At 65.7% G+C, this 25508-nt stretch carries 26 protein-coding genes; 18 read left to right on the forward strand and 8 right to left on the reverse strand.

What is annotated here, in order from left to right; translation table 11 throughout:
* Positions 1-64 precede the first annotated feature (64 nt).
* The 7 genes from QWY74_RS02825 to dtd all read left to right on the forward strand — a co-directional run bounded on the left by QWY74_RS02825 (position 65) and on the right by dtd (position 6301).
* A complete protein-coding gene (locus QWY74_RS02825; protein WP_264825937.1) occupies positions 65-625 on the forward strand; it encodes a TRAP transporter small permease subunit in 561 nt (186 codons plus the stop codon).
* A complete protein-coding gene (locus tag QWY74_RS02830; protein ID WP_264825938.1) occupies positions 625-2028 on the forward strand; it encodes a TRAP transporter large permease in 1404 nt (467 codons plus the stop codon). The genes QWY74_RS02825 and QWY74_RS02830 overlap by 1 nt, the downstream gene beginning before the upstream one ends.
* A gap of 183 nt (positions 2029-2211) precedes the next feature.
* Positions 2212-3306 carry a TRAP transporter substrate-binding protein gene (locus QWY74_RS02835; protein WP_264825939.1) on the forward strand — a complete coding sequence of 365 codons (1095 nt, stop codon included), beginning with the start codon at positions 2212-2214 and terminating at the stop codon, positions 3304-3306.
* 133 nt (positions 3307-3439) lie between these two features.
* Positions 3440-4270: a bifunctional hydroxymethylpyrimidine kinase/phosphomethylpyrimidine kinase gene (gene thiD / locus QWY74_RS02840; RefSeq protein ID WP_264825940.1), complete on the forward strand. Its 831-nt coding sequence runs from the start codon at positions 3440-3442 to the stop codon at positions 4268-4270.
* Between the two features lie 95 nt (positions 4271-4365).
* Positions 4366-5211 carry a universal stress protein gene (locus QWY74_RS02845; RefSeq protein WP_264825941.1) on the forward strand — a complete coding sequence of 282 codons (846 nt, stop codon included), beginning with the start codon at positions 4366-4368 and terminating at the stop codon, positions 5209-5211.
* A gap of 51 nt (positions 5212-5262) precedes the next feature.
* A complete protein-coding gene (locus QWY74_RS02850; protein WP_264825942.1) occupies positions 5263-5829 on the forward strand; it encodes a chalcone isomerase family protein in 567 nt (188 codons plus the stop codon).
* Positions 5830-5863: 34 nt separating this feature from the next.
* Positions 5864-6301 (forward strand): D-aminoacyl-tRNA deacylase, encoded by a 438-nt coding sequence (gene dtd, locus QWY74_RS02855; protein ID WP_290313693.1) that lies wholly within the window; start codon positions 5864-5866, stop codon positions 6299-6301.
* A gap of 204 nt (positions 6302-6505) precedes the next feature.
* On the opposite strand, the gene QWY74_RS02860 is transcribed toward dtd, so the two are convergent.
* Positions 6506-8446 carry an ABC-F family ATP-binding cassette domain-containing protein gene (locus QWY74_RS02860; protein ID WP_264825945.1) on the reverse strand — a complete coding sequence of 647 codons (1941 nt, stop codon included), beginning with the start codon at positions 8444-8446 and terminating at the stop codon, positions 6506-6508.
* Between the two features lie 52 nt (positions 8447-8498).
* Between QWY74_RS02860 and QWY74_RS02865 the strand changes: the two genes are divergently transcribed.
* From QWY74_RS02865 to bamJ, 6 genes are all read left to right on the forward strand, one after another.
* Positions 8499-9017: a TIGR02444 family protein gene (locus tag QWY74_RS02865; protein WP_290313694.1), complete on the forward strand. Its 519-nt coding sequence runs from the start codon at positions 8499-8501 to the stop codon at positions 9015-9017.
* A gap of 114 nt (positions 9018-9131) precedes the next feature.
* Positions 9132-10235 (forward strand): TRAP transporter substrate-binding protein, encoded by a 1104-nt coding sequence (locus QWY74_RS02870; RefSeq protein WP_264825947.1) that lies wholly within the window; start codon positions 9132-9134, stop codon positions 10233-10235.
* A 173-nt stretch (positions 10236-10408) separates the two neighbouring features.
* Positions 10409-10990: a TRAP transporter small permease gene (locus tag QWY74_RS02875; RefSeq protein ID WP_264825948.1), complete on the forward strand. Its 582-nt coding sequence runs from the start codon at positions 10409-10411 to the stop codon at positions 10988-10990.
* Between the two features lie 31 nt (positions 10991-11021).
* A complete protein-coding gene (locus QWY74_RS02880) occupies positions 11022-12305 on the forward strand; it encodes a TRAP transporter large permease (RefSeq protein ID WP_264825950.1) in 1284 nt (427 codons plus the stop codon).
* Positions 12306-12338: 33 nt separating this feature from the next.
* A complete protein-coding gene (locus tag QWY74_RS02885) occupies positions 12339-12782 on the forward strand; it encodes a universal stress protein (protein WP_264825951.1) in 444 nt (147 codons plus the stop codon).
* Positions 12783-12913: 131 nt separating this feature from the next.
* Positions 12914-13696 (forward strand): BamJ family beta-barrel-assembly machinery protein, encoded by a 783-nt coding sequence (gene bamJ, locus QWY74_RS02890; RefSeq protein WP_290313695.1) that lies wholly within the window; start codon positions 12914-12916, stop codon positions 13694-13696.
* Positions 13697-13759: 63 nt separating this feature from the next.
* Here bamJ and QWY74_RS02895 read toward each other — a convergent pair whose 3' ends face one another.
* Entirely contained in the window at positions 13760-14356 is a 597-nt protein-coding gene (locus tag QWY74_RS02895; RefSeq protein ID WP_264825953.1) for an SCO family protein, read from the reverse strand.
* 173 nt (positions 14357-14529) lie between these two features.
* Here QWY74_RS02895 and QWY74_RS02900 point away from each other — a divergent pair, with 173 nt between their 5' ends.
* Positions 14530-15444: an AEC family transporter gene (locus QWY74_RS02900; protein ID WP_264825954.1), complete on the forward strand. Its 915-nt coding sequence runs from the start codon at positions 14530-14532 to the stop codon at positions 15442-15444.
* Between the two features lie 247 nt (positions 15445-15691).
* On the opposite strand, the gene QWY74_RS02905 is transcribed toward QWY74_RS02900, so the two are convergent.
* Positions 15692-16576 (reverse strand): LysR substrate-binding domain-containing protein, encoded by an 885-nt coding sequence (locus QWY74_RS02905; protein ID WP_290313696.1) that lies wholly within the window; start codon positions 16574-16576, stop codon positions 15692-15694.
* Positions 16577-16666: 90 nt separating this feature from the next.
* Between QWY74_RS02905 and QWY74_RS02910 the strand changes: the two genes are divergently transcribed.
* On the forward strand, positions 16667-17794 hold the full coding sequence (locus QWY74_RS02910; protein ID WP_290313697.1) for a DMT family transporter: 1128 nt from the start codon (positions 16667-16669) through the stop codon (positions 17792-17794).
* Here QWY74_RS02910 and trmB read toward each other — a convergent pair.
* From trmB to thiS, 3 genes are read right to left on the reverse strand one after another with little or no spacing between them, the layout of a single operon-like run.
* Positions 17718-18449: a tRNA (guanosine(46)-N7)-methyltransferase TrmB gene (gene trmB, locus QWY74_RS02915; RefSeq protein WP_290313698.1), complete on the reverse strand. Its 732-nt coding sequence runs from the start codon at positions 18447-18449 to the stop codon at positions 17718-17720. The two genes, QWY74_RS02910 and trmB, sit on opposite strands and share 77 nt — an antisense overlap.
* Before the next feature lie 54 nt (positions 18450-18503).
* Entirely contained in the window at positions 18504-19301 is a 798-nt protein-coding gene (locus QWY74_RS02920; RefSeq protein WP_264825959.1) for a thiazole synthase, read from the reverse strand.
* Positions 19302-19344: 43 nt separating this feature from the next.
* Positions 19345-19545: a sulfur carrier protein ThiS gene (gene thiS, locus QWY74_RS02925; RefSeq protein WP_264825960.1), complete on the reverse strand. Its 201-nt coding sequence runs from the start codon at positions 19543-19545 to the stop codon at positions 19345-19347.
* 102 nt (positions 19546-19647) lie between these two features.
* Here thiS and QWY74_RS02930 point away from each other — a divergent pair, with 102 nt between their 5' ends.
* Positions 19648-20025, forward strand: a complete 378-nt coding sequence (locus QWY74_RS02930) for a DUF423 domain-containing protein (RefSeq protein WP_264825961.1) — start codon at positions 19648-19650, stop codon at positions 20023-20025.
* 18 nt (positions 20026-20043) lie between these two features.
* Here QWY74_RS02930 and QWY74_RS02935 read toward each other — a convergent pair whose 3' ends face one another.
* Entirely contained in the window at positions 20044-22224 is a 2181-nt protein-coding gene (locus QWY74_RS02935) for a malate synthase G (RefSeq protein ID WP_264825962.1), read from the reverse strand.
* Between the two features lie 248 nt (positions 22225-22472).
* Here QWY74_RS02935 and QWY74_RS02940 point away from each other — a divergent pair, with 248 nt between their 5' ends.
* Positions 22473-23453, forward strand: coding sequence for an alpha/beta hydrolase (locus tag QWY74_RS02940; protein WP_264825963.1), 981 nt, complete (start codon positions 22473-22475; stop codon positions 23451-23453).
* A complete protein-coding gene (locus tag QWY74_RS02945) occupies positions 23450-23935 on the forward strand; it encodes a hypothetical protein (protein WP_264825964.1) in 486 nt (161 codons plus the stop codon). The genes QWY74_RS02940 and QWY74_RS02945 overlap by 4 nt, the downstream gene beginning before the upstream one ends.
* Before the next feature lie 45 nt (positions 23936-23980).
* Here QWY74_RS02945 and QWY74_RS02950 read toward each other — a convergent pair whose 3' ends face one another.
* A complete protein-coding gene (locus QWY74_RS02950; RefSeq protein ID WP_290313699.1) occupies positions 23981-25486 on the reverse strand; it encodes a YifB family Mg chelatase-like AAA ATPase in 1506 nt (501 codons plus the stop codon).
* Positions 25487-25508: the final 22 nt, after the last annotated feature.

The raw sequence follows: 25508 nt of genomic DNA on the forward strand, positions 1-25508 counted from the left end.
ATAGTTCCGGTAATTGCATCCGCCCGTGCCGTGGCGGCACCCCTGACTGCCCAGCGAGAAGCTCATGTCACATACCCGCGAGTTGCCGGGCCTGCTCGCCCGGCTGGATGGTCTTTCCGAATGGCTGGGGCGAGGCCTTTCCTGGCTGATCCTGGCCATGATGCTGATCCAGTTCCTGATCGTGGTGCTGCGCTATGCCTTCAGCATCAACAGCATCCCCATGCAGGAATCGGTGATGTACCTGCACGCCACCGTTTTCATGCTGGCGGCTAGCTACACGCTGCGCCATGACGGCCATGTGCGTGTTGATATCTTCTATCGCGGCATGTCGGCCAGGGGCAAGGCGTGGGTCGACCTGCTGGGCACCTTGCTGCTGCTGATGCCGGTGATGGTCTTCGTGATCCTGGTCAGCCTGGGATATGTCGGCAAGTCCTGGGCGATATTCGAGGGCTCGCCGGATTCGGGGGGAATTCCCGGGGTCTTCCTGCTGAAGACGCTGATCCCGGCCTTCGCCGGCCTGATGATCCTGCAGGGCCTGGTCGAGGCCGGGCGCAATGTATTGATCCTGACGGGGCGCATCAACCCCGATGCCGAGCCCCCCGAGCAGCACGAGGAGCATCTGTGATGTTGGAGTTCATGCCACTGGTGCTGTTCGCGGTGATCTGCACCGTGCTGATGTTCGGCTATCCCGTCGCCCTCTCGCTGGCCGGCACGGCCCTGGCCTTTGCCGGCCTGGGGCTGGGTCTGGAGGCCATGGGCATCGATGCCAACTTTGATGGCGGCTACCTGTCCGCCCTGCCCAACCGTCTGTACGGCATCATGACCAACCAGACCCTGCTGGCGGTACCGCTGTTCGTGCTGATGGGCGTGCTGCTGGAGAAATCGAAGGTCGCGGAAACCCTGCTGGATGCCATGGCGCTGCTGTTCGGCTCCCTACGCGGCGGTCTGGGTATCTCGGTGACCCTGGTCGGCATGCTGCTGGCCGCCTCGACCGGCATCGTCGGTGCCACCGTGGTGACCATGGGCCTGATGTCGCTGCCGACCATGCTCAAGCGCCAGTACAGCCCGTCGCTGGCCACCGGCACCATCTGCGCCACCGGCACCCTTGGCCAGATCATCCCGCCCTCCATTGCGCTGGTGCTGTTGGGGGATGTGTTGTCCTCAGCCTATCAGCAGGCGCAGCTCTCCATGGGCATTTTCAGCCCCAAGACAGTCTCGGTGGGCGACCTGTTCATGGGCGCCCTGGTGCCCGGACTGATCCTGGTGGTGCTGTATATCCTCTATGTCGCCACCGTTGCCTGGCTCAAGCCCAGTGCCGCGCCGGCCGCCGACCGCCAGGAACTGATGGCCGAACTGGGCCACCAGGGCGGGCTGGGCTGGCTGCTGCTCAAGGGCCTGGTGCCGCCCATTGTGCTGATTGTGGTGGTGCTGGGCTCGATTCTCGGCGGCTTTGCCACGCCGACCGAGGCCTCCGCGGTGGGGGCCTTCGGCGCCCTGGTGCTGGCCCTGGCCTATCGCCGCCTGGATCTGCCGACCCTGCGCGAGGCGGTGCGCTCGACCACCAACGTGACCACCATGGTCTTCATGATCCTGATAGGCGCGGCGCTGTTCTCGCTGGTCTTCCGGGCCTATGGCGGCGAGGAACTGGTCACCCATCTGTTCGAGAGCATGCCGGGCGGTGTGGTCGGCGCCACCCTGGTGGTCATGCTGGTGATCTTCCTGCTGGGCTTCATCCTCGACTTCATCGAGATCACCTTCGTGGTGGTGCCCATCGTCGGACCGATCCTGCTGGCCATGGGGCTGGACCCGGTCTGGCTGGGCATCATGATCGCCATCAACCTGCAGACGTCCTTCCTGACGCCGCCCTTCGGCTTCGCGCTCTTCTATCTGCGCGGCGTTGCGCCGGACTCCGTGGCCACTTCGTCGATCTATCGCGGGGTGCTGCCGTTCATCGTGCTGCAGCTGGGCATGCTGGTGGCCCTGGCGTTCTTCCCGGAACTGGCGACCTGGCTGCCCGACCAGTTCTGATGCAACTGCCTCGGGCGGCCGAGGCATCGCGCCGAAAGTGGTATGGCCGCCCTGCCACCCGATCAGGCTATAGTGCCCCTGACAGATGACCGCAATGTCCGGGGCACCAGGCCCTGCCACGTCAACCTCCGGCCCCTCATGGGCCATTGCGCACAACGAACAACACCAACAGGGGAATCTGCTATGCAACCCAAAGCACTTGTCATGGCCATGGCTGGCGTCAGCATGACGCTGGCGGCCGGCGCCACCCAGGCCCAGGATACCTTCGAGTGGAAGCTGGTCACCTCCTGGCCGAAGAACTTCCCCGGGGTCGGCCAGGGGCCCGAGCGCCTCGCCAAGCTGGTCGAGGAGATGTCCGACGGCCGGCTGCAGATCGAGGTCTTCGGCGCCGGCCAGCTCGTGCCCGGCTTCGAGGTCTTCGATGCCGTATCCGAGGGCACTGCCGAGATGGGTCACTCCGCCTCCTACTACTGGAAGGGCAAGGCGCCGGCGGCCCAGTTCTTCGCCGCGGTGCCCTTCGGCATGAATGCCCAGGAAATGAACGCCTGGCTGCATTATGGCGGTGGCCTGGAGCTGTGGAACGAGCTGTATGCCGACTTCGGCATCGACGTCATGGCGGCCGGTGCCTCCGGCGTGCAGATGGGCGGCTGGTACAACGAAGAAATCAACTCGGTCGACGACCTCGATGGCCTCAAGATGCGCATGCCGGGGCTTGGCGGCGAGGTCATGAATCGCATGGGGGTGGCCATCGTCAACATGCCGGGCGGCGAGATCTTCACCTCCCTGCAGTCCGGCGCCATCGACGCCACCGAGTGGATCGGGCCCTACAACGACCTGGCCTTCGGCCTGCATCAGGCGGCGGACTATTACTACTATCCGGGCTGGCACGAGCCGACCGTGATGTTCGAGGCCATCGTCAACGAAGAGGCCATGACCTCCCTGCCGGCGGACCTGCAGGCCATCCTCAAGACCGCGGTGCGTGACGTGAACCAGGATGTCCTCGACGAGTACACCGCGCGCAACAACGACGCCCTGCAGACCTTGATCAACGAGCACGACGTGGAACTGCGCCGCCTGCCGGATGATGTGCTGGCCGAGGCCAAGAAGCACTCCGAGGACGTGGTCGCCGAGCTGGCCGAGTCCAGCGAGATGGCCGGCAAGATCCACGAGTCCTATCGGGCCTTTCAGGACAAGGTGGAGAGCTACCACGCCATCTCCGAACAGGCCTACTACAACGCCCGCAACCCACAGGGCGATACCACCAGCAGCAGCGAATGATGCCGTCTGCGGCATGATCGCTCGCTCCGGGGCCACGCTTGCGTGGCCCCTTTGTGTCGGCGTGGCTGTCACCCGTCTGCATGCAGTATGCTGAGGGACTCCGCGTCCCTTAACAGCAGCCAGACGACTCGACATGCCAGCCTCGAAGATGCTTCCCAATACCTTGACCATCGCCGGCTCCGACCCCTCCGGCGGCGCCGGCCTGCAGGGCGATATCAAGACCTTATCAGCCCTGGGTACCTACGCCACCAATGTCATCACCGCGGTGATCGCCCAGAACACCCGCGGCGTGGCGCAGGTTCACCCCGTGCCTGCCACGGCCATCGGCGAGCAACTCGATAATCTGCTCGAGGATGTGCGCATCGATGCCGTGAAGATCGGCATGGTGGCCAGCCGCGAAGTGGCCGAGACCATCGCCGAGGCCCTGCGTCGCCAGCGCCCGCGCTGGATCGTGCTCGACCCGGTCATGGTCGCCAAGAGCGGCGATATCCTGGTGGACAATGCCGGCATCGCGGCGGTGCGCGAGGTACTGGTGCCGCTGGCCGATGTGATCACGCCCAACCTGCCGGAGGCCGCGGTGCTGCTGGGCAGTGACATACCGGCCAGCACCGAGGCGATGGAGGCCATGCTGCCTCGCCTGCAGGCCCTGGCGGCCCCTTGTGTGGTGCTCAAGGGTGGCCACCTGCGCGGGCAGGCCTGCCCGGACCTGCTGGTCACTCCCGACGACAGCGCCTGGCTTCCGGCGCCGCGTATCGAGACCGATAACCTGCACGGCACCGGCTGCGCGCTGTCCTCGGCCATCACCGCCCACCTGGCGCACCTACCGCAGGACGCCGGCCATAAAGCCCTCGTCAGCGCCATCGGCGAGGCCAAGCAGTGGCTGCACCAGGCGCTGGATGCCAGTCATCGCTTGAAGGTGGGCCACGGCCGCGGCCCGGTGCATCACTTCCATGCCTGGTGGTAGGCCGGAATCACCTGCTGGTGTGAGCCGGGCGACTTGCGCGGGACGGCGGGGGCGCCCATCCTGAGGGTCTCACCCGGCATCATGAGGGCTGTGCCATGTCCCGCACCCTGCTGTTCGCCTGCGACCTCTCCGCCGAGAACCGTGCCGCCTTTGCCCGGGCCATTCGCCTGGCCAATGAGAGTGGCGCGCGCCTCGATGTCGTCCATGTGCTCGATCCCTACCTGCCCAGGCGGGTCCTGCATGACCTGGAGGAAGCCGTGGTGGCCGATATCGCCGCCACCCTCACCGATATCCGCGAGGACTATGCCCTGGCCGAACCGGCCAGCCTGATACAGACGGTGACCGGCGCGCCCTATGCCGAGATCATCCGCGAGGCCCACGAACGCGATGCCGACATGATCATTCTCGGCGCCCACCGCAAGCGCGGCCAGCCGGACCTGGTGCACGGCACCACGCTGGCCCGGGTACTGCGCAGTGCGCCCTGCCCGGTCCTCTCGGTCAGCCAGCCGGCCAACCGCGAATGGCACGACATCCTGGTGCCCATCGACTTCTCGCTGACCTCGCGCCACACCCTGCGCCAGACCCTGAAGCGCTTCCCCGAAGGGCGCCTGACGCTGCTTCATGCCTGGAACATTCCCGGCGAGCGCGAACTCGGCTCGGACACTCGCTATGCCCGCTGGCGTGACCGCGAGATCGAGGGCCTGAAACGCCACCTGGAGCAGGAAACCGAGCAGTTGATGGCCGAACTCGATCAGGTGCCGGAGCTTAGCCTGGAAATGCAGCAGGGCGACCCGCTCGAGGTACTGATGACGCAACTGCGGCGCCAGTCGCCGGATCTGCTGGCACTGGGCAGCCGCGGCCAGCTGGGCCGCCATAGCCAGATCACCGAGCGCCTGCTGGCCGAGCCGCATTGCGATATCATGTTGTGTCGGCCCTGGTAGACCGACCGGCCCTGATACGCCCCTTCCTGTCACCCGATTCCCGGAGGCACCGTGCTCAAGCCACAACGCTGTTGGATCGCCGCCCTGGCCGCTACCCTGATGCTGGTCGCGCCGCCCGCTCTGAGTGTCGAGGTCGAGGGCGTCAAGTTCGAGGAGGCCATCGAGGTGGATGGCAAGCGCTACACCCTGCTGGGCCATGGCCTCTTCCGCTACATGGTCTGGGATGCCTATGCCGGGGCCTATTATCAGGCCGAGGGCTTCCCGCGGCCGGCGCCTCAGTCAAGCGATGTGCCAAGGCGCCTGGCGCTGGATTACTTTCATGCCATCAAGGCGGCCGACTTCGCCGAGGTCACCCGCGATACCCTGAGCGATCAGTTGAGCGAAGCGGAGTTCAGCGCCCTGACCACGGCGCTGGATGACTTCAACACCCACTACCGCAGTGTCGAGCCCGGCGACCGTTATGTGCTCGGCTGGGATGGCCAGCGTCTGACCCTGGCGCTGAATGGCGAGACGCTCTATGACAAGGCCGAAGCCACGCTGGCCAATGCCCTGTTCGGTATCTGGCTGGGCCGGAACCCGCTGGGCGAGGGCTTTCGCGACGACCTGCTCGGCCGCTGACCTGACTGGATTCACCCGCAACGCCGGAGCCCGCATGAAAGCCCTGATTCAACGTGTTCGCCATGCCCGTGTCGAGGTCGATGCGCAGCGTGTCGGCGCCATCGAGCACGGCCTGCTGGCCCTGATCGGCGTCGAGCGCGGCGACGACGAAGCCCGGGCCGACCGGCTACTGCACAAGCTGCTGCATTACCGCGTGTTCGCCGATGACGACGGCCGCATGAACCTCAACCTGCAACAGGCCAGCGGCAGCCTGCTGCTGGTCTCGCAGTTCACCCTCGCCGCCGACACCCGCAAGGGCCTGCGCCCCGGCTTCTCCAGCGCCGCCACCCCGGAAGAAGGCGAACGCCTGTTCAACTACCTGGCCGACCGCGCCCGCGCCACCTGGCCCGACACCGCCACCGGCCGCTACGGCGCCGACATGCAGGTCAGCCTCACCAACGACGGCCCCGTGACCGTGATGTTGGAGACCTGAAGGAAGAGGGAAGAGGGAAGAGGGAAGAGGGAAGAGGGAAGAGGGAAGAGGGAAGAGGGAAGAGGGAAGAGGCCAGGCTGGTGCTAGGGTTTGTGGCGTCAAGGGCTTTCTTACCTCTTCAAGGCGCGAAGCGCCGTTCTTCCATCTTAAAGCGGCGCCAGCCGCGTTCTTCCAACTAACAGCTTAGAGCTTACAGCTTACCGCTCACCCCTTGAGTTCCGCTTCCATGGCTTCGAGGCGTTCTTCGGCGCTGAGCCATTGCTGCTCGAGTTCCTCGAGCCGGGTGGCGAGTTCGCCGCGGCGGGCGAGTTGGGTGTTGAGTTCGTCCTTGCGGGCGTCGTCGGTGTAGAGCTCGGCGTCGCCCAGCTCGGCTTCGACGTTGTCGAGGGCGGCCTGGGTCTTTTCCATCTCGCGCTCGGCCTGGTCGCGTTCGCGCTTGAGCGGGCGCAGTTTCTCGCGCAGTTCGGCGGCGGCACGTCGCGAGGCCTTGCGGTCATCCCGGGGCTCGCCCTCTTCCTGCTGGCGTTCGGCCTTGTCGTGGCGGGCTTCGCGACGCTGCTCCTCGAGGCGTGACTTGAGCCAGGCGCGGTAGTCATCGAGGTCGCCATCGAAGGGCGTGACGCGGTGGTCGGCGACCCGCCAGAACTCGTCCACGGTGGCGCGCAGCAGGTGGCGGTCGTGGGAGACCACGATCACCGCGCCCTCGAAGCTGGCCAGCGCCTCGGTCAAGGCTTCGCGCATTTCCAGGTCGAGGTGGTTGGTCGGCTCATCCAGCAACAGCAGGTTGGGCCGCTGCCAGGCCACCAGCGCCAGCGCCAGGCGGGCCTTCTCGCCGCCCGAGAAGCGTGATACATCCTCGAAGACATCGTCGCCATGGAAGCCGAAACCGCCCAGGAAGCGTCGGATCTCGGCATCCGCGGCGGTGGGCGAGAGACGCTGCACATGCAGAAAGGGCGTGGCCGAGAGGTCCAGACTCTCAAGCTGGTGCTGGGCGAAATAGCCGATGGCCAGGTGCTCGCCTTCCACGCGTTCGCCACCGAGCAGTGGCAACTCGGCGGTCAGCGACTTGATCAGGGTCGACTTGCCGGCCCCGTTGGGCCCCAGCAGGCCGATGCGCTGGCCCGGCTGCAGCGCCAGGTTGACCGCCTCGAGCTGGCGCACTCCGCCGTCCCGGTGTCGATAGCCCAGGGCCGCATCGTTCAGCAGTACCAGCGGCTGGGAGACCTTGTCGGAACACGGAATGCGGAAATGAAAGGGCGAGTCGGCATGCGCCACGGCAATGTCGCCCATGCGCTCCAGCATTTTCAGCCGGCTCTGAGCCTGGCGTGCCTTGGTGGCCTTGTAGCGAAAGCGGGCCACGAAGCGCTCGATTTCTTCCTTGCGCGCCTGCTGTTTGGCGGCTTCGGCCTGTTGCAAGGCCAGCTTCTCGGCCCGGGTGCGCTCGAAGGTGGTGTAGTTGCCGCGATACAGCACCAGCGAGCGGCGCTCGAAATGCACGATGTGGTCGCAGACGGCATCGAGAAAGTCGCGGTCGTGGGAGATCAGCAGCAGAGTGCCGGGATAGCGCGTCAGCCATTGCTCCAGCCACAAGAGGGCGTCGAGGTCCAGGTGGTTGGTGGGCTCATCGAGCAGCAGCACATCCGAGGGCGTGAAGAGTGTACGAGCCAGGTTGACCCGCATGCGCCAGCCCCCCGAAAAGGACGCCAGCGGGCGGGCCAGATCCTCCTGGCCGAAGCCCAGCCCGACCAGCAACTGGGCGGCCCGCGCCGGGGCGCTGTAGCCGTTCAGCGACTCGATGGTGCCGTGCAGCTCGGCCTCCCGGTGGGCCTGACCATACGCCTGGGCCGAGGCCAGGGCGGCTTCGGCCTCGCGCAGGGCCTGATCGCCATCCAGCACATAGTCGAGGATGCTGCGCTCGAGCGCCTCGACTTCCTGGGCCATGTGAGCGATGCGCTGCCCCCCGCTCATCTCCAGCTCGCCGCGCTCCGGCGCAAGCTCCCCCAGCAGCAGCTTGAAAAGGCTCGACTTGCCGGTGCCGTTGGCACCGACGATGCCTACCTTGTGGCCCGCATGCAGGGTCAGATCGGCGGCCTCGAGCAGGCTCTGGGAGCCGCGTTGCAGGGATACCTGGCGCAGTGAGATCATGCCAACTCCATTGTGCTGCGTGAGATCGCCGCTGCTGAGCGGCCACCTTGTCATGAGCGACGATTCTACCGAATTATCCGCCGCTTTGCGGGCACAGCTCGCCCTGGACCCCCTCTGGGATTTCGCCCTCGGCCTCTATGCCGGGCATGGCGTCGAGGCGGCCTGCCTGACGCTGCAGGATGACGCCGGCCTCGAGGTCACCGAGCTGTTGTGGCGCTGCTGGCTGTACCGCCATGCACTGCACGCCGGAGCAGTCCCGGCGGCGCTGCGCGACTGGCAGGGCACGATCATCACGCCCTTGCGCCGGATTCGCCGCGACCTCAAGGCCGAGGCCAGGACGCGGCCGAGCGTATCGACGCTGCGTCAACGCATCAAGCAGGCCGAGCAGGATGCCGAACAGGAATGCCTGCAGCGCCTGGAAAACGCCACACTGGATGGTGTCATCACGCTTTATCAGTATTCCCTGCCTCGCCCGCCCCTCGAAAAAGTTGTGCCTTATGGTGTCCAACTTCAGAAAAAATCACATCTTTTTGCCCTCGCCACGCTGGAAAGCCAGCTTGACCCTCCCTGACCCCCGCGCTAGCCTGAAAACACCTGCGCAAACCGCATGCGAATGGCGTTTTCGTATTTTCGCCGGTCGATGAGTGACTGATTTTCCGGCAAAACCTGCAGAGGAATCACAAGAATGAAGGCACAAAAGCTGCTGACTACCGCGAGCATCGGCGCCCTGATGCTCGGCATGTCCACCGCCGCCTACTCCGATAACTGGCGCTATGCCCACGAGGAATACGAAGGCGACGTACAGGATGTCTTTGCTCAGGCTTTCAAGGGTTATGTCGAGGATAATTCCGACCACAGCGTTCAGGTTTATCGCTTCGGCGAGCTGGGTGAATCCGATGACATCATGGAGCAGACCCAGAATGGCATCCTGCAGTTCGTCAACCAGTCGCCCGGCTTCACCGGCGCACTGATTCCTTCGGCACAGATCTTCTTCATCCCCTACCTGATGCCGACCGACATGGACACGGTTCTCGAGTTCTTTGACGAGAGCAAGGCCATCAACGAGATGTTCCCCAAGCTGTATGCCGAGCATGGGCTAGAACTTCTCAAGATGTACCCGGAAGGCGAAATGGTCGTGACGGCCGACGAGCCGATCACCTCACCGGAAGACTTCGACAACAAGAAGATCCGGACCATGACCAACCCGCTGCTGGCCGAGACCTATGATGCCTTCGGTGCGACCCCGACACCGCTGCCCTGGGGTGAAGTCTATGGCGGCCTGCAGACCGGCATCATCGACGGCCAAGAAAATCCGATCTTCTGGATCGAGTCCGGCGGCCTGTATGAAGTCTCACCGCACCTGACTTTCACCAGCCATGGCTGGTTCACCACCGCCATGATGGCCAACCAGGACTTCTACGAAGGCTTGTCCGAGGAAGACCAGCAGCTGGTGCAGGACGCAGCAGACGCGGCCTATGATCACACCATCGAGCACATTCAGGGCCTGTCCGAGGAATCCCTCGCGAAGATCCAGGAAGCCTCCGATGAAGTCACCGTGACGCGTCTCGACGACGAACAGATTGCGGCCTTCAAGGAGCGCGCTCCGCAGGTCGAAGAGAAGTTTATCGAGATGACCGGCGAACAGGGCCAGGAGCTGCTCAACCAGTTCAAAGCCGACCTCGAGGCCGTGCAGGACGGCGGCTCTGACGAGGAAATGTCGGGTGACGCGGATTCCGAGGAAGCGCAAGCCTCCGAGGAAGAGGCCATGGAAGAAAGCCAGGAAGGCTGATTCCCCACCTGACCCGCACCATTCGGGGGCAGCCATGCTGCCCCCGAAGTGTTTCCAACCCTCCGGCCGGGGCCAGCGTTCACCCAACGTTGACCGTCATGCCCGCCACTGACACTAGGATGTCATCAGGGTTGTCATCAATTCGCCATGTGTCTGCTTAGGGGAGCGCGGCCATGACCGACGAAGAACAAGCCGAAAAGCACTACAAATCCGGGCTACCCGGGATCCTGGGCACCATCGACACGCTGATCAGCAAGCTGGAAGCGGTCATCCTGGCCACCGGCGTGTTGCTGATGGCCACCAATACCATCGCCAATGTCGTCGGACGCTTTGCCCTCGGCGAGAGCCTGTTCTTCACCGGCGAGGTCAACCGCATCCTAATCATAATGATCACCTTCGCGGGTATCGGCTATGCGGCACGACACGGCCGCCACATCCGTATGTCGGCGATCTATGATGCCCTGCCGGTAGGCGGGCGGCGCGCCCTGATGGTGGCGATCGCGCTGTTCACGTCCGGCGTGATGTTTTTCCTGGCCTACTACTCGTTGCTCTATGTGCTCGACCTGTACGACAAGGGCCGCATCCTGCCGGCCATGGGGTTCCCGATCTTCATCATCTATGTCTGGGTGCCGTTTGGCTTCGTGATCACCGGTATTCAATATCTGTTCACCGCCATCAAGAACCTGACGTCGCGTGATGTCTATCTGTCGACCTCGGTGGTGGACGGGTACAAGGATACGGAAACGGAAGTCTGACGCAGGGCGCATCGCCCCGGGGGAATACACGATGACGACAATAATGGTTACGACCATGATCGCCCTGCTGCTGCTGGGCTTTCCCATGATGATCCCGCTGGCCACCGCAGCGATCATCGGCTTTTTCATGATGTTCGGTGGGCTGGGGCAGATGGAGACGCTGATCCAGCAGCTGATGGCCGGGATTCGACCCGCCTCCCTGATTGCCGTGCCCATGTTCATTCTGGCCGCCGACATCATGACCCGGGGTCAGTCGGCCAACCGGCTGATCAACATGGTCATGGCCTTCATCGGCCACATCAAGGGCGGACTGGCCGTCAGTACCGCCGCCTCCTGCACCCTGTTCGGCGCCGTCTCCGGCTCCACCCAGGCCACCGTGGTCGCCGTGGGCTCGCCCTTGCGCCCGCGCATGCTCAAGGCCGGCTATTCGGATTCGTTCAGCCTGGCGCTGATCATCAACTCCAGTGACATCGCTTTCCTGATTCCGCCGAGTATCGGCATGATCATCTACGGGATCGTCTCCGGTACCTCCATCGGCGAGCTGTTCATCGCCGGTATCGGCCCGGGCCTTATGATCCTGACCATGTTCGCCTGTTACTGCGTGATCTATGCCATGGTGCGTGGCGTGCCCACCGAGCCCAAGTCCAGCTGGGGAGAGCGCTTTACGGCGGTTCGCTCGGCACTCTGGCCCCTGGGCTTTCCGGTCATCATCATCGGCGGCATCTACGGCGGCATCTTCAGCCCCACCGAGGCGGCCGCCGCCTGTGTACTCTACGCCGTGCTGCTCGAGTTCGTGGTGTTCCGTTCGCTGCACCTGGGTGACATCTATGCCATCGCCAAGTCCACCGGCCTGATCACGGCGGTGGTCTTCATCCTGGTGGCCGTGGGCAACAGCTTCTCGTGGATCATCTCCTTTGCCCAGATCCCGCAGGCGATCCTGGAGGCCGTGGGGATCAACGAGGCCGGGCCGACCGGGGTGCTGATCGCCATCTGTATCGCCTTCTTCGTGGCCTGCATGTTCGTCGATCCGATCGTGGTGATCCTGGTGCTGACGCCGGTCTTCGTGCCGGCCATCGAGGCCACCGGTCTCGACCCGGTGCTGGTGGGCATCCTGATCACGCTGCAGGTGGCCATCGGCTCGGCAACGCCGCCCTTTGGCTGCGATATCTTCACCGCCATCGCCATCTTCAAGCGTCCCTACCTGGATGTGATCAAGGGCACCCCACCCTTTATCTTCATGCTGGTGCTGGCCGCAGCATTGCTGATCATGTTCCCGCAGATCGCCCTGTTCCTGCGCGACCTGGCCTTCAGGTAAGCACCTCGACCGGATCAAAGGAGTAAGGTGACAATGTTCAATCGAATCATGGTAGCCGTGGATGGCTCCAAGGGCGCGGTCAAGGCACTGGAGAAGGCCGTGGCGCTGCAGCAGCTGACCGGTGCGGAGTTGTATGTGCTGTGTGTGTTCAAGCACCACAGCCTGCTGGAAGCCTCGCTGTCGATGGTCCGCCCGGACCGTCTGGATATTCCGGACGACGCCCTCAAGGACTACGCCACGGAAATCGCGGTGCATGCCAAGACGCGTGCCACCGAGCTGGGCGTGCCCAGCGACAAGATCCGAGCCTTCGTCAAGGGCGGGCGGCCATCACGCACTCTGGTGCGCTTCGCCCGCAAGCGCGAATGCGACCTGGTAGTCATTGGTGCCCAGGGCACCAACGGCGACAAGAGCCTTCTGCTGGGCAGTGTGGCCCAGCGTGTGGCAGGTTCCTCGCACTGCCCGGTGATGGTTGTCTAACCCCCCATTGGCAGGTTTCATTCCCGGTCGGATTTCGCCGTCTTTCATGTCGGCGGAACCCGACCGGTCCTGTTAGAGTCCCAATAAGTTCATACACCATTGGCGCCCTGCGCCGGAGCACAAGGTTTTTCATGAAGACACTGCTGACTTCCGCTTCCCTGGTCGCTCTGATGAGCACTGCCCCCCTGACCCTGGCGGCCCCCGAGTCCGAGGAAGAGCGTCTGGGCTACAGCCTCGGCGTCACCCTGGGTCAGAGCATCCAGCAGGATGTGGACGAGCTCGATATCGACGCCTTCACCCAGGCCATTCGCGACGTCTATGCCGGCGATGAACTGGCCTTGAGCGATGAAGAGATGGCCGAGACGCTGACACAGTTCCAGCAACAGGCCCAGGAGCAACAGGCGGCTGAAGCCAAGAAGCGTGCCGAGGCCAACCAGGCCGAAGGCCAGGCCTACCTGGAAGAGAACGCCGAGAAGGATGGCGTCACGGAAACCGAATCCGGCCTGCAATACCGCGAGCTGGAATCCGGTGACGGCGCTTCGCCGAGCGACGGCGATACCGTCGAGGTCAACTATGAAGGCAAGCTGATCGACGGCACCGTCTTCGACAGCTCCTACGAGCGTGACGAGTCGGTGAGCTTCCGGGTCGGCCAGGTCATCGAAGGCTGGCAGGAAGCCCTGAAGCTGATGAGCGTGGGCGACAAGTGGGAAGTGGTCATTCCCTCCGAGCTGGCCTACGGCGCCCGTGGCCAGGGCCCGATCGGTCCTCACGAGACGCTGATCTTCGAAGTGGAGCTGCTCGATGTGACTCCGGCCGAGTCTTCCTCCGACGACAGCGAAACGGCCGACGGCGCCTCGGAAGAGGATGATGCCAGCGAGGGTGATGCCAACGAGAGTGACAGCAGCGCCGAATAACCCTGCTCGGCAGCGCACCTCCTGGACGGCCGGCTGATTCAGCCGGCCGTTTTTATGGGCCATCTATAGCGTCTCCAGCGTCCGATTCACGGCCGTCTCGAGCGGGCCGGGGGTCGGCGAATGCAGCACACGCTCGAGTATCTCGCCGTGGCGGTTGACCAGATACAGCGAGGCCGTGTGATCCACCGTATAACCCGCTTCGGCACCGGTCGGGGCATGCCGCCGCCAGCGCACCGCGTAACGCTCGGCAACCGCCTCGAGCTGGTCAGGGCTGCCCCTGGCCCCGATGAAGGCCTCGCCGAAGGCCGCCAGATAGGTCTCCAGCCGGGCCAGGGTATCGCGCTCGGGGTCGACGGAAATCATCACCGGCACGACACGCTGACGCTGCTCCTCGGACAGACCCTGGCGCACCTGACGCACCACGGCCAGGCTCATCGGGCAGACATCGGGGCACCAGGTGTAGCCGAAGAAGAGAATCGCCAACTGATCGTCATCCAGCCGGGATAGCGTGAAGTCGCCCTGGGTGGAGGGCAGCGAGATGGGGCCGCCCGGCGGTGGAGCCTGCGCCCGGTCGTCCTGCTGCCAGTGGTCGAAGGCCAGCCAGGCGCCAGCCAGCAGCACCAGGCCGACGGGCACCATGTACCAGCGACGTTGTTGCATCCGAGTCTCCTGCCGCATTTGGCCCGAGGCCGGCCTGCTTCGCGAAGGTGAAGTCATGAGGCCGATAATGGCAAGATAGCGTGATACCGGCGTTTCCTCCATGCCGGCCCGGGTCGCCACCCTGTCCCGACCACAACCGCCGCGGCACCCCGTGCCGCGCCTGAGGAGATTGCATGCAAGGTGTTGGCGCAGCCCTGGGGCCACTCTTTGGCTTGATCCTGCTGGGCGCCCTGCTGGGCCGCCTTGACCAGCCGGGCGGGGACTTCTGGCCGCGCATGGAGCGGCTGATCTACTTTATGCTGTTTCCCGCCATGCTCGTGGCGACCCTGGCCACCGCCGACATGCAGCAGGTGCCGGTGGGACGCGTGGCGCTCACCCTGCTCGGCGCCATGGGGCTGCTCGGCGGCGGACTCTGGGTCATCCAGCGCTGGCTGGGGCTTGGCCCGCCCGCTTTCACCTCGGTCTTCCAGGGGGCTCTGCGCTTCAATACCTATGTGGGCGTGGCCGGTGCTGCGGCCCTGCACGGCGAAGCGGGCGCCACGGTGGCCGCCGTCGCCGTGGCCTTGCTGGTGCCGGTGGTCAATGTACTCTGTGTGAGCAGTTTCATGGCGGCCGGCACCCTGGGAAGCGGTGGTTTGCGCCAGAGCCTGCTGGCCCTGACCCGCAACCCCTTGATCCTGGCCTGCCTGCTGGGCATCGGCCTGAACCTCAGCGGCATTGGCCTGCCCGGCTGGAGTGAGTCGAGCGTCGAGCTGCTGGGCCGCGCCGCCCTGCCGCTGGGGCTGGTGGCCGTGGGGGTCGCCCTGAAAACGCGCGCCCTGTTGCGACTCGATGCCGGCGTCCTCGCCGCCAATATCACCAAGCTGCTGCTGATGCCCGCCCTGGTGCTGACGCTGGGCCTGCTGTTCGGGCTGGACCCGGTCAGTCGGGATATCACCCTGCTGTTCGCGGCTCTGCCGACGGCGACCTCGGCCTACATCCTGGCCCGCCAGCTCGGCGGCGATGCCGAGCTCATGGCCGCGCTGATCACCGGCCAGACCCTGCTGGCCATGGTGTCGTTGCCACTATGGCTGCGGCTGGTGGGCTGACCGAGCGCACAGGCAAAAAGTAATAAAAAATATTCGCATTTGTGTTGACGGGGCAAATGAGAATGATTTACTCTACACACATGGCGTTGATGAGCCGCCATGGCCCAGACAGGCTACCTGCCAGTGGCTTGTCCGGGATTCTCCTCCTCATTGCTAGTCACGGTCTTTTGCCGCCCGCCCAGGGCGGCTTTCTTTTTTCCGCTCGTCACCTTGCGCACCTGCGTGCTCCGCCGCGCCATGGGCCGGGTCAGTCGTTTCTGGCCAGCTGCTGCTTGAGCAAGGCGCCCAGGGCCTCCACGGCCGGCCAGGACGCCGCCGAGACATGTCGCCCGTAATGCAGTTGTGCCTCGCAGCCCTTCAGGGCAGGTAATCCCTCGGCCTCGCCCAGCTCACGCATGGCCGGCGTCAATCGGTCACGCTCCAGAATTCCCAGGGCCAGACCCGACTCTACGGCCGTTTCCAGGGCATGAATGCTGGTGCTCGTGAAAACAGCGTGCCAGGGGCGATCAATGGCGCTCAAGGCCTCGCTGCCCAACTGACGATAGGGACAATCCTCTGGGTGCAGGGCCAGCGGAAGGGGGGCCGTGGTATCCACTCGCAGATCCCTGGCCCCTGCCCAGACCGGGCGGGTCCGCCAGAGCGCCTCGCCGCCACTCAGGTAGTAGGGGCGGTCCAGGGCCACGATCAACGACAGTTCGCCACGCTCCAGCAGGCGCGTCAGACGACCGCTGGGCGCCGTCACGGCTTCCAGCACCACATCCGGGTGGCGGCCCAGAAAGTCCGGCAGCAGGCGCCCCACCAGGCGACTGGCGTAGTCTTCCGGCATGCCGAAGCGTATCCGGCCACTCAGGCCGCGCCCGCTGATCCGCGCCACCAGCCCATCATGACGGCGCAGCAGCTCGCGGGCCTCGCCCAGCAGTGCCTGGCCCGCGGAGGTCGGCGTCACCCCGCGCGCGCCACGAATCAGCAGGGTGGTGTCGAGGCGTGACTCCAGACGCTTGATCTGCATGCTCAGGGCGCTGACGGTGCGGTGCCGCTCCTGGGCCGCCGCCGCCAGCGTGCCCAGCCGGGCCACCGCGACGAAACTGCGCAATGCCTCGAGGTCCAGGGAGTCCGACAAGACTTCAGCCATATTGAACGCTCTCTCCAATAAGTTTCGATTCACGAAACACTTTAGTCGAGCCAGACTGTCGCGACCATCCCCCTGACGCGAGACAGTCTCATGATCGGCATCACAGTACGTCCAAGCCGTTTCGCCCCGACACACTACCTGCCCGCCATGGGAGCGCTGGCGGTGGCGGTGGGCTTTGTGGTGTGCTGGAGCAGCGGCTTCGTCGGCAGCCGCATGGCGGTGGCCATCGATACACCGGTCATGGCGCTCTATACCTGGCGCTTCGCGCTGGCCGCTCTGCTGGCCGGCGGCTGGTGGTGGTGGCGCGCACGCCGAAACCGCGCACCGGCCGTGGAGCGCCGCGCCCTGTGGCACGAGGCACTGGTCGGCAGCCTGACGGTGGGTGGCTACCTGCTGACCATGCTGCTGGCCATCGAGGCGGGGGTCAGTGCAGGAGTGGCCGCGCTGATCGGCGCCCTCCAGCCCCTCGCCGCTATCACCCTGGCCAGCCGCTGGCTGGGCGAGCACACCCGGCCCTGGCAATGGATCGGCATGCTGGTCGCGACCCTGGGAGCAGCACTGAGCGTGCTGGATGATCTGCAGACCGTCGGCGGTGCGCCTCTCTGGGCGTATGGCCTGCCCCTGCTGGCAGTGGCCTGTGTTGCCCTGGGCAGCGCCCTGGCCACCCGGCAACAGGTGGCCCTGGCGCTCGAGGCACGCCTGACCGTCCAGTTGACGGCTGCCACCGGCGTCTTTCTGGTGGCCGCCCTGGCCATGGGCGAGTCTCTGGCACCACCGACCCCCGACCGCGCGACCCTGACGACCATGGCCTGGCTAATCGTGCTGGCAACCTTCGGCAGTTATGGCTGCTTCGTCGAGAGCCTGCGGCGTTTTGGCGTTGCCCAGAGCGCCGGCCTGGTGGCGCTGACACCCGCCGTGACGCTGGGCTGGACCGCCCTGATGTTCGGCGAACTGCCCGGCCAACTGGGGGGCGTGGGCCTGTTGCTGGGGCTGGTCGGCGCCAGCGTGGCGCTCCGTTCAGGGCGTCAGCGCGGACGCGGCGCGGGCGGCCATGAGGCCACGGCAAGCCCGAACGGGCGCTGGCAGCGCCAGCCGGCTTCACGCCCCGGCACACCGGCCAGCACCCGCGAACGCGGCAGGCTCAAGCGTCGGCACGGCGGTGAACCAGGTCCCACACGCCATGCCCAAGACGCTCCCCGCGGACCTCGAACTTGGTGAGCGGGCGATAGTCCGGGCGGGGCACATAGGGGGCCGTCTCGGCTTCGGCGATATTGGCGTATCCCGGTGCCTCGGCCATCACCTCGGCCATCCACTCGGCGTAGGCCTCCCAGTCGGTGGCCATGTGCAGGGTGCCGCCCGGCTCGAGACGCGTGCGAACCAGCTCGACAAAGGCCGGCTGAACGATCCGCCGCTTGTGATGCTTCTTTTTCGGCCAGGGGTCGGGGAAGAACAGTTGCACGGTGGTCAGGCTGGCCGCGGGGATACACTGCTCCAGCACCGCCAGGGCGTCCTCGCGATACACCCGAAGGTTGGTCAGGCCACGCTTGTCCGCTTCGTCGAGCAGCTTGCCGACGCCCGGGGCATGCACCTCGATACCGATATAGTCGGTCTCCGGATGTGCCTCGGCCTGTTCGATCAGCGAGGCCCCCATGCCGAAGCCCACTTCCACTACCCGGGGGGCCCGACGCCCGAAGACAGCGTCCAGGTCCAGCGGACCGTCCGCCAGGGTCAGGCCCAGGCGCGGCCAGACCTCCTCGAGCCCACGGGTCTGGGCGGTGGTCATGCGGCCGGCGCGCAGCACATAGCTCTTGATGCCGGGGCGGTGCAGCGGGGCGTCGGCCGATTCCGGGCCGGGGGTATCGGTATCGTTCATGCGGCGTTCACTACTCGGGTCACGAATTCAGGAATAACGGTCAGAAGGCGCGGCTCAGGCATTGATGCGGCCACTCATCGGCGACGAGGCCTCGGCCTGCTGGCGACGCGGCATGCGCCCTGCCAGGAAGGCCTCGCGACCGGCCTGAACGGCATGGCGCATGGCATTGGCCATCAGCACCGGCTGACGGGCATGGGCAATGGCGGAGTTAATCAGCACGCCGTCGCAGCCCAGCTCCATGGCCTGGGCGGCTTCCGAGGCCGTGCCGATACCGGCGTCCACCAGCACCGGAACCTGAGCCTGCTCGATGATCAAGCCGATGTTGTAGGGGTTCTGGATGCCGTGGCCGGAACCGATCAGCGAGCCCAGCGGCATGATCGCGCAACAGCCCAGGCGCTCCAGTTCGGCGGCCACGATGGGGTCGTCACTGGTATAGACCATGACATCAAAGCCATCCTTGACCAGTGTCTCGGCGGCCGACAGCGTCTCGACGACATTGGGGTAGAGCGTCGCCTCGTCCCCCAGCACCTCGAGCTTGACGAGGTTATGGCCATCCAGCAGCTCGCGCGCCAGCCGACAGGTGCGCACGGCGTCCTGGGCGGTGAAGCAGCCCGCGGTATTGGGCAGCAGGGTATACCGCTCGGGGGAAACCACATCGAGCAGCCCGGGCGCCGCGGCATCCTGCCCCAGATTGGTGCGACGCACCGCAAAGGTCACGACCTCGCTACCGCTGGCGCCGATCGCCGCCCCCGCTTCGTCGAAATCGCGATACTTGCCGGTGCCCACCAGCAGGCGCGAGGCAAACTCACGCCCGGCGACCCTGAGCGGCGTGTCCTGGATGAAATCGGTCATGCGTCTGACAACTCCTGTGGCTGTTGGGTGAGATGGAGGGTCGTCAGCCTCCGCCGATGGCATGCACGACCTCGACACGGTCGCCCTCCGCGAGGTGCGTCCGGCCGTGCGCACTCTTCGGCACAATGGCCTCGTTGACCTCCACCGCAATACGGCGGTCCGCCAGGCCCAGGTGCTCGATCAACTGCGACACCGAGAGATCATCCTTGAGCTGTGTGGCTTCGCCATTGAGTTGTACCTGCATGGCATCCTCTTGCGTCTTCACATGTCAGCCTTGTGGGGGGCCATTGTAGCGTCTCAGCCTGACGCCGGGTACGGTAGGCGCGTCAAACCGGGAGAAATGACCATGGCGGATCGGCTCTGGTGGATAATGGCGGCGCTGTCCGGCGCCCTGATGGTGGTGATGGGCGCCTGGGGAGCCCATGGTCTGACCGAGCAACTGACACCCCGGCTGCTCGAAGGCTATCAGACCGGGGTGCGCTATCAGGCCTGGCACACCCTGGCGATCCTGGCGGTACTGGCCTGGCGCGCCGCCCGGCCGCTGGCCGGACAGCGCTTGATACTGACGCTTTGGGCCCTGGGCATGCTGCTGTTCAGCGGCTCGCTCTATGGTCTGGCACTCAGCGAACTGGCCTGGCTGGGGCCGATCACTCCGCTGGGCGGCATACTGTTGATCGCCGGCTGGCTGAGCCTGGCCGGCAGTCTGCTTTTCGCCCGCCGCTGAGAGGCTACCCGACAGCGGCTAGCTGGCTGACGTCTTGTGCACGGCGCGCCAGTGGTGCAGCAGCGGTTCGGTGTAACCGGATGGCTGCTCGCGGCCCTTGAAGATCAACTCGGAGGCGGCCTGGAAGGCATGCGAGGCCGCGAAATCGGCACTCATCGGGGTGTAGTCGGGGTCGCCGGCATTCTGTTCATCGACAACCCTAGCCATGCGCGCCAGGGTGTCGCGAACGCGCGCCTCATCCACCACGCCTTGGTAGAGCCAGTTGGCCAGATGCTGGCTGGAAATCCGCAGGGTCGCGCGGTCTTCCATCAGCCCGACATCATGCACATCGGGCACTTTGGAGCAGCCCACGCCGTGCTCAACCCAGCGCACCACATAACCCAGGATGCCCTGACAGTTGTTGTCGAGCTCCTGCTGGATCTCGTCCTCGCGCCACTCCGGCTGCTCGGCCACCGGCACACAGAGCAGTTCATCCAGGCAGTCCGGCTCACCCTGGGCTTCGAGCTCGCGTTGCACCTCGACCACGCTGACCTGATGGTAATGCAGGGCATGCAGGGTCGCGGCGGTGGGTGACGGTACCCAGGCAGTGTTAGCCCCGGCTCGTGGGTGACCGACCTTCTGCTCGAGCATGGCCGCCATGCGATCCGGCATGGGCCACATGCCCTTGCCGATCTGGGCACGCCCGCGCAGGCCGCAGGCCAGCCCCGTCTGAACATTGCTGCGCTCATAGGCGCCGATCCAGGTGCTGCCCTTCATCTCGCCCTTGCGAATCATGGCACCGGCCTGCATAGCGGTGTGCATTTCATCGCCGGTGCGATCAAGGAAACCGGTATTGATGAACACCACTCGCGAGCTGGCTTCGGCGATACAGGCCTTGAGATTGACCGAGGTGCGTCGCTCCTCATCCATGATGCCCATCTTGAGCGTGTCGCGCGCCAGGCCCAGCAGGTCCTCGACGCGCTCGAAGAGCTCGCGGGTATAGGCGACTTCCTGCGGCCCATGCATCTTGGGCTTGACGATATACACCGAACCTTCACGGGAGTTGCGCGGCTGGTCCTCGCCCCGGGCCAGGTCGTGCATAGCCAGCAGGCTGGTCACCACCGCATCGAGGATGCCCTCGGGCAGCTCCTGGCCCTCGGCATCCAGCACCGCCGGTGTGGTCATCAGGTGCCCCACATTGCGCACGAACATCAGGGCTCGCCCGGGCAGGGTGAGCTCACCGCCGTCCGGCGTGTTCCACTGACGATCGGCGTTGAGACGCCGGGTATGCGGCTTGCCCTGCTTGTCGAGCGACGCTTCCAGGTCGCCCTTCATCAGGCCCAGCCAGTTGGCATAGACCGCCACCTTGTCCTCGGCGTCCACCGCCGCCACCGAGTCCTCGCAGTCCATGATCGAGGTCAGCGCCGACTCGACCACCACATCCTTGATGCCCGCCGGGTCGGTCTGACCGATGGGATGGTCGGCGTCCACCTGGATCTCCAGATGGAGGTCGTGGTTGACCAGCAGCACGGCATGCGGGGCGCTCGGTGCGCCCTGAAAGCCCACCAGCTTGCCAGGTTGCTTGAGGCCGGTCTCGCGGCCACCCTCGAGGGTCACGACCAGGTGGCCGTCGCGCAGGGCATACTTGACCGCTTCCCGGTGCGACCCGGTGGCCAGCGGCGCGGCGCGGTCCAGTACCCCCTTGGCGTAGGCAACCACCTTCTCGGCACGCCGGGAATTGAAGTCAGGGCCGCGCTCGGCGCCATCCGTGTCGGGAATGCTGTCGGTGCCATAGAGGGCATCATAGAGACTGCCCCAGCGCGCATTGGCGGCATTCAGTGCATAGCGGGCGTTGTTGACGGGCACCACCAGCTGCGGCCCGGCCTGCACCGCGATCTCGCGATCCACGCTTGTGGTGGTGACTTCGACCCTCACCGGTGCCTTGACGCGATAGCCGATCGACTCGAGAAAGGCCCGGTAGGCTTCTATGTCGCGCACCGGCCCGGGGTGCTCGCGATGCCAGGCATCCAGCTCACCTTGCAGACGCTCGCGCTCGCTCAGCAATTCGCGGTTGCGTGGCGTCAGATCATGAAAGAGGGCGTCGACGCCGGACCAGAACGCCTCCGGCTCGACACCGGTGCCGGGCAGGGCCCGTTCGCTGATGAAGCGGTCCAGCTCGGCCGCTACCTGCAGGCGATGACGCCTAATGCGTTGACTCATGAGACATTCTCCCGGGACATGCTGGCTCGACGCCATCCGGCATCGCACCAATGTTGAGAAAAACCGTTGCGCCAGGACGACACGGCTTCAATTAGCTTGTGGAAATTCATTCCACATGTAAAGTCGAGCATCGGACCGCGAGCGGCCCTATCGACCAAATGACGAGAGGCGGGTAGGCCCTGCGCTGATCCTTGGCTGGCCCCACCGCCAGCATGGCGATAGCATGGGCGAGCACAGCAGAGGATGCGATGAGCGACTTTACAGTCTTACAGGAACACGGCCCCCTGGCACCGGTCGAGCAGGCCGATGACGCCCTGGCACGCTATCTGGACCACTACGGCCTGAGCCCACTGCTGGGAGAGGCCGTGACATTGCATGCCGGTCATGTGGAGGTCCAGGGCTTTCGCCTCTGGACCCAGGTGTGGACACCCTCCGAGCCGGTCGGCACGATCATGGTGGTACATGGCTATTATGACCACCTGGGCCTCTACCGCCATCTTCTGGAAAGCCTGCTGGACCGCCACTGGCGCATTGTGCTGTGGGACCTGCCGGGGCACGGCCTGTCCAGCGGGGTGAGGGCCTCGATCGGCGACTTTGATGAATACGGGGCCTGTCTGGACGCCCTGCGCCGTGATCTCGAGGCACGCGACCTCGCCGGGGCGCCCTGGGTCGGCATCGGCCAGAGCACCGGTGCCGCCATCCTGGCCACCGATGCGTTGACCCGCGACGACACCCAGCACTGGCAGGGCCTGGTGCTGCTGGCCCCGCTGGTACGCCCCTATGGCTGGTCTCAGGCCAACTGGCTGCAGCGCCTGGTAGGACCTTTCGTGCGCACCGTGCCGCGGCGCTTTCGTGACAACTCCACCGACAGCGACTTCGCCACCTTCCTGCGCGAAAGCGACCCCCTGCAACCGGATCGCCTGGCCATGCAGTGGGTCAATGCCATGCGCCGCTGGATGCCGCGCCTGATTGCCCTGCCGCCGTGTCATGTCGCCACGCTCATTCTGCAGGGCGAGCAGGACTCGACCGTCGACTGGCCGTTCAATCTGGACGTTCTCAAGCGCAAATTTCCCGATGCCGAGATCTGCCGCTACCCTGATGCGCGGCATCACCTGGTCAATGAATCGGAGCCCATTCGTCGCACCCTGTTCGCTGACCTGGCGCGCTTTCTCGCCGACCTGGAAGAGGGCCTCGAAGCCCTGCCACCGGAGGGCCCGGACCACCCATGAACATCCGCTTGCTGGCGCTGATCGCGCTTATGCTCATGCTGGCCGGCTGTGCCGCCAAACCCCAGGGCCCGGAAACGGTTCGTCAGGCCCTGTTCGGCCTGGGCGAACGCGCCGCCGAACAACTGGCCAGCGCATCGCCGCTGCCGAAGCCGCATGCCGACCTGGTGGTGCTGCTGGCCACTCCGGAGGTCGACCCGGCGCTGGGCATCACCTCGGAAAGCCTGATGGAGAGCCTGACCCGCGCCCTGCTGGGCCTCGAGGCCGGGCCTCAGGTCCTCGACTGGCGGTCCGCCATTGCTGGTGATGCCGGCGGCAACCAATGGCGACTCGACAGCCGGCTGACTGCCTCGGGGCCACGCCTGACGCTCTCCGACCGCGAACTGCTGCCCTACCGTCTGACCCTGAACCTGCGCCGACCCGGCCAGGACGCCTCGCACTGGCAATCGCACATCGACGGCGCCCTCGACGCCAGCGCCCTGTAAACCGGGCCGGCGTCACGCCCCAGCGCATGATGGCTCCAGCCCTGTCTAGCCGCCCTTGAGCAGGCGATCCAGCTGGCGATAGCCGATGGCCTCGACCAGATGCTCGCGACTCGGCTGTTCGGCTCCGCTCAGGTCGGACAGGGTCAGGGCCACCCGCAAGACGCGATGAAAGGCCCGCGCCGAGAGCTGCAAACGCTCCAGCACCTCGGCCAGCCAGGCACGGTCTTCCGCGCCCAGCGCACAGGCCGCCTCGAGCTCCGGCCCCGCCAGATGCGCATTCAGGGCGCCCCTGGCCAGCTGACGCTGACGGGCGGCCAGCACCCGCTGGCGCACCCTGGCCGAGTCCTCACCGGGCTCGCGGGACGTCAGTTGCTCCGCCGGCAGGCTCGCCACTTCCACCTGCAGGTCGATTCGATCGAGCAGTGGCCCGGAAAGGCGCGCCTGGTAGCGTTGTATCTGCGCCGCCGTGCAGTGGCAGGCCTGGCGCGGATCGCCCAGATGGCCACAGGGGCAGGGGTTCATGGCGGCCACCAGCTGAAACTGCGCCGGATAACGCCGCTCGTGACTCGCTCGGGCGATATGAATTTGCCCGGACTCCATGGGCTCGCGCATGACTTCCAGTACATGACGCGAGAATTCCGGCAGCTCGTCGAGAAACAGCACGCCGTGATGCGCCAGCGAGATCTCGCCCGGCCTGGGACGCGACCCGCCGCCCACCAGGGCGACCGCACTGGCCGTGTGGTGCGGCCCCCGGAACGGCCGACAGCCCCATTGTTCGGCCAGCGGCAGGCCGCTGACCGAGCGCACCGCGGCCACTTCCAGCGCCTCGTCATCACTCAGTGGCGGCAGAATGCCGGGCAGGCGGCTGGCCAGCATGGTCTTGCCGGTACCCGGCGGTCCGGCAAACAGCAGGTTGTGGCCACCGGCCGCGGCCACTTCCAGGGCACGTCGCGCCTGGTGCTGGCCGCGTACCTCGCACAGATCGGGCTGAGGTGTATCGCGCCGCGGAGGCGCCTGCAGCTGGTGCACCGGGAGCTTTTCCTGGCCCAGCAGATGGGCCACCACCTCGAGCAGATGCGCCGCCGGCAGCACTTCCAGATCCCCGGCGAGCGCCGCCTCATCGGCATTGGCGCGGGGCACGATCAGTGCACGGCCGGCCTGACGCGACGCCATGGCCAATGGCAGCACGCCGCTCGCCGGGCGCAGACTGCCATCCAGTGCCAGCTCGCCGACGCACTCCAGCTCTGCCAGGGCCTCGGGCGGAATCTGCCCGGAGGCTACCAGCAACCCCAGGGCAATCGGCAGGTCAAAGCGGCCGCCCTCCTTGGGCAGGTCGGCCGGCGCCAGATTCAGGGTGATGCGCCGCAGCGGAAACTCGAACCCCGCGTTGACCAGGGCACTGCGAACCCGTTCGCGACTTTCCTTGACTGCCGCCTCCGGCAGGCCCACCAGGGTGATACCCGGTAAGCCATTCGAGAGATGAACCTCCACCAGCACCTCGGGCGCCTCCAGGCCGAGGCCCGCCCGGGTGCGAATTATCGCTAGCGTCATCGGCGTTCCCTCGCGCCACTCC

It is taken from the genome of Halomonas almeriensis (assembly GCF_030409235.1).
In the GTDB taxonomy this organism is placed as follows: Bacteria; Pseudomonadota; Gammaproteobacteria; order Pseudomonadales; family Halomonadaceae; genus Halomonas; species Halomonas almeriensis.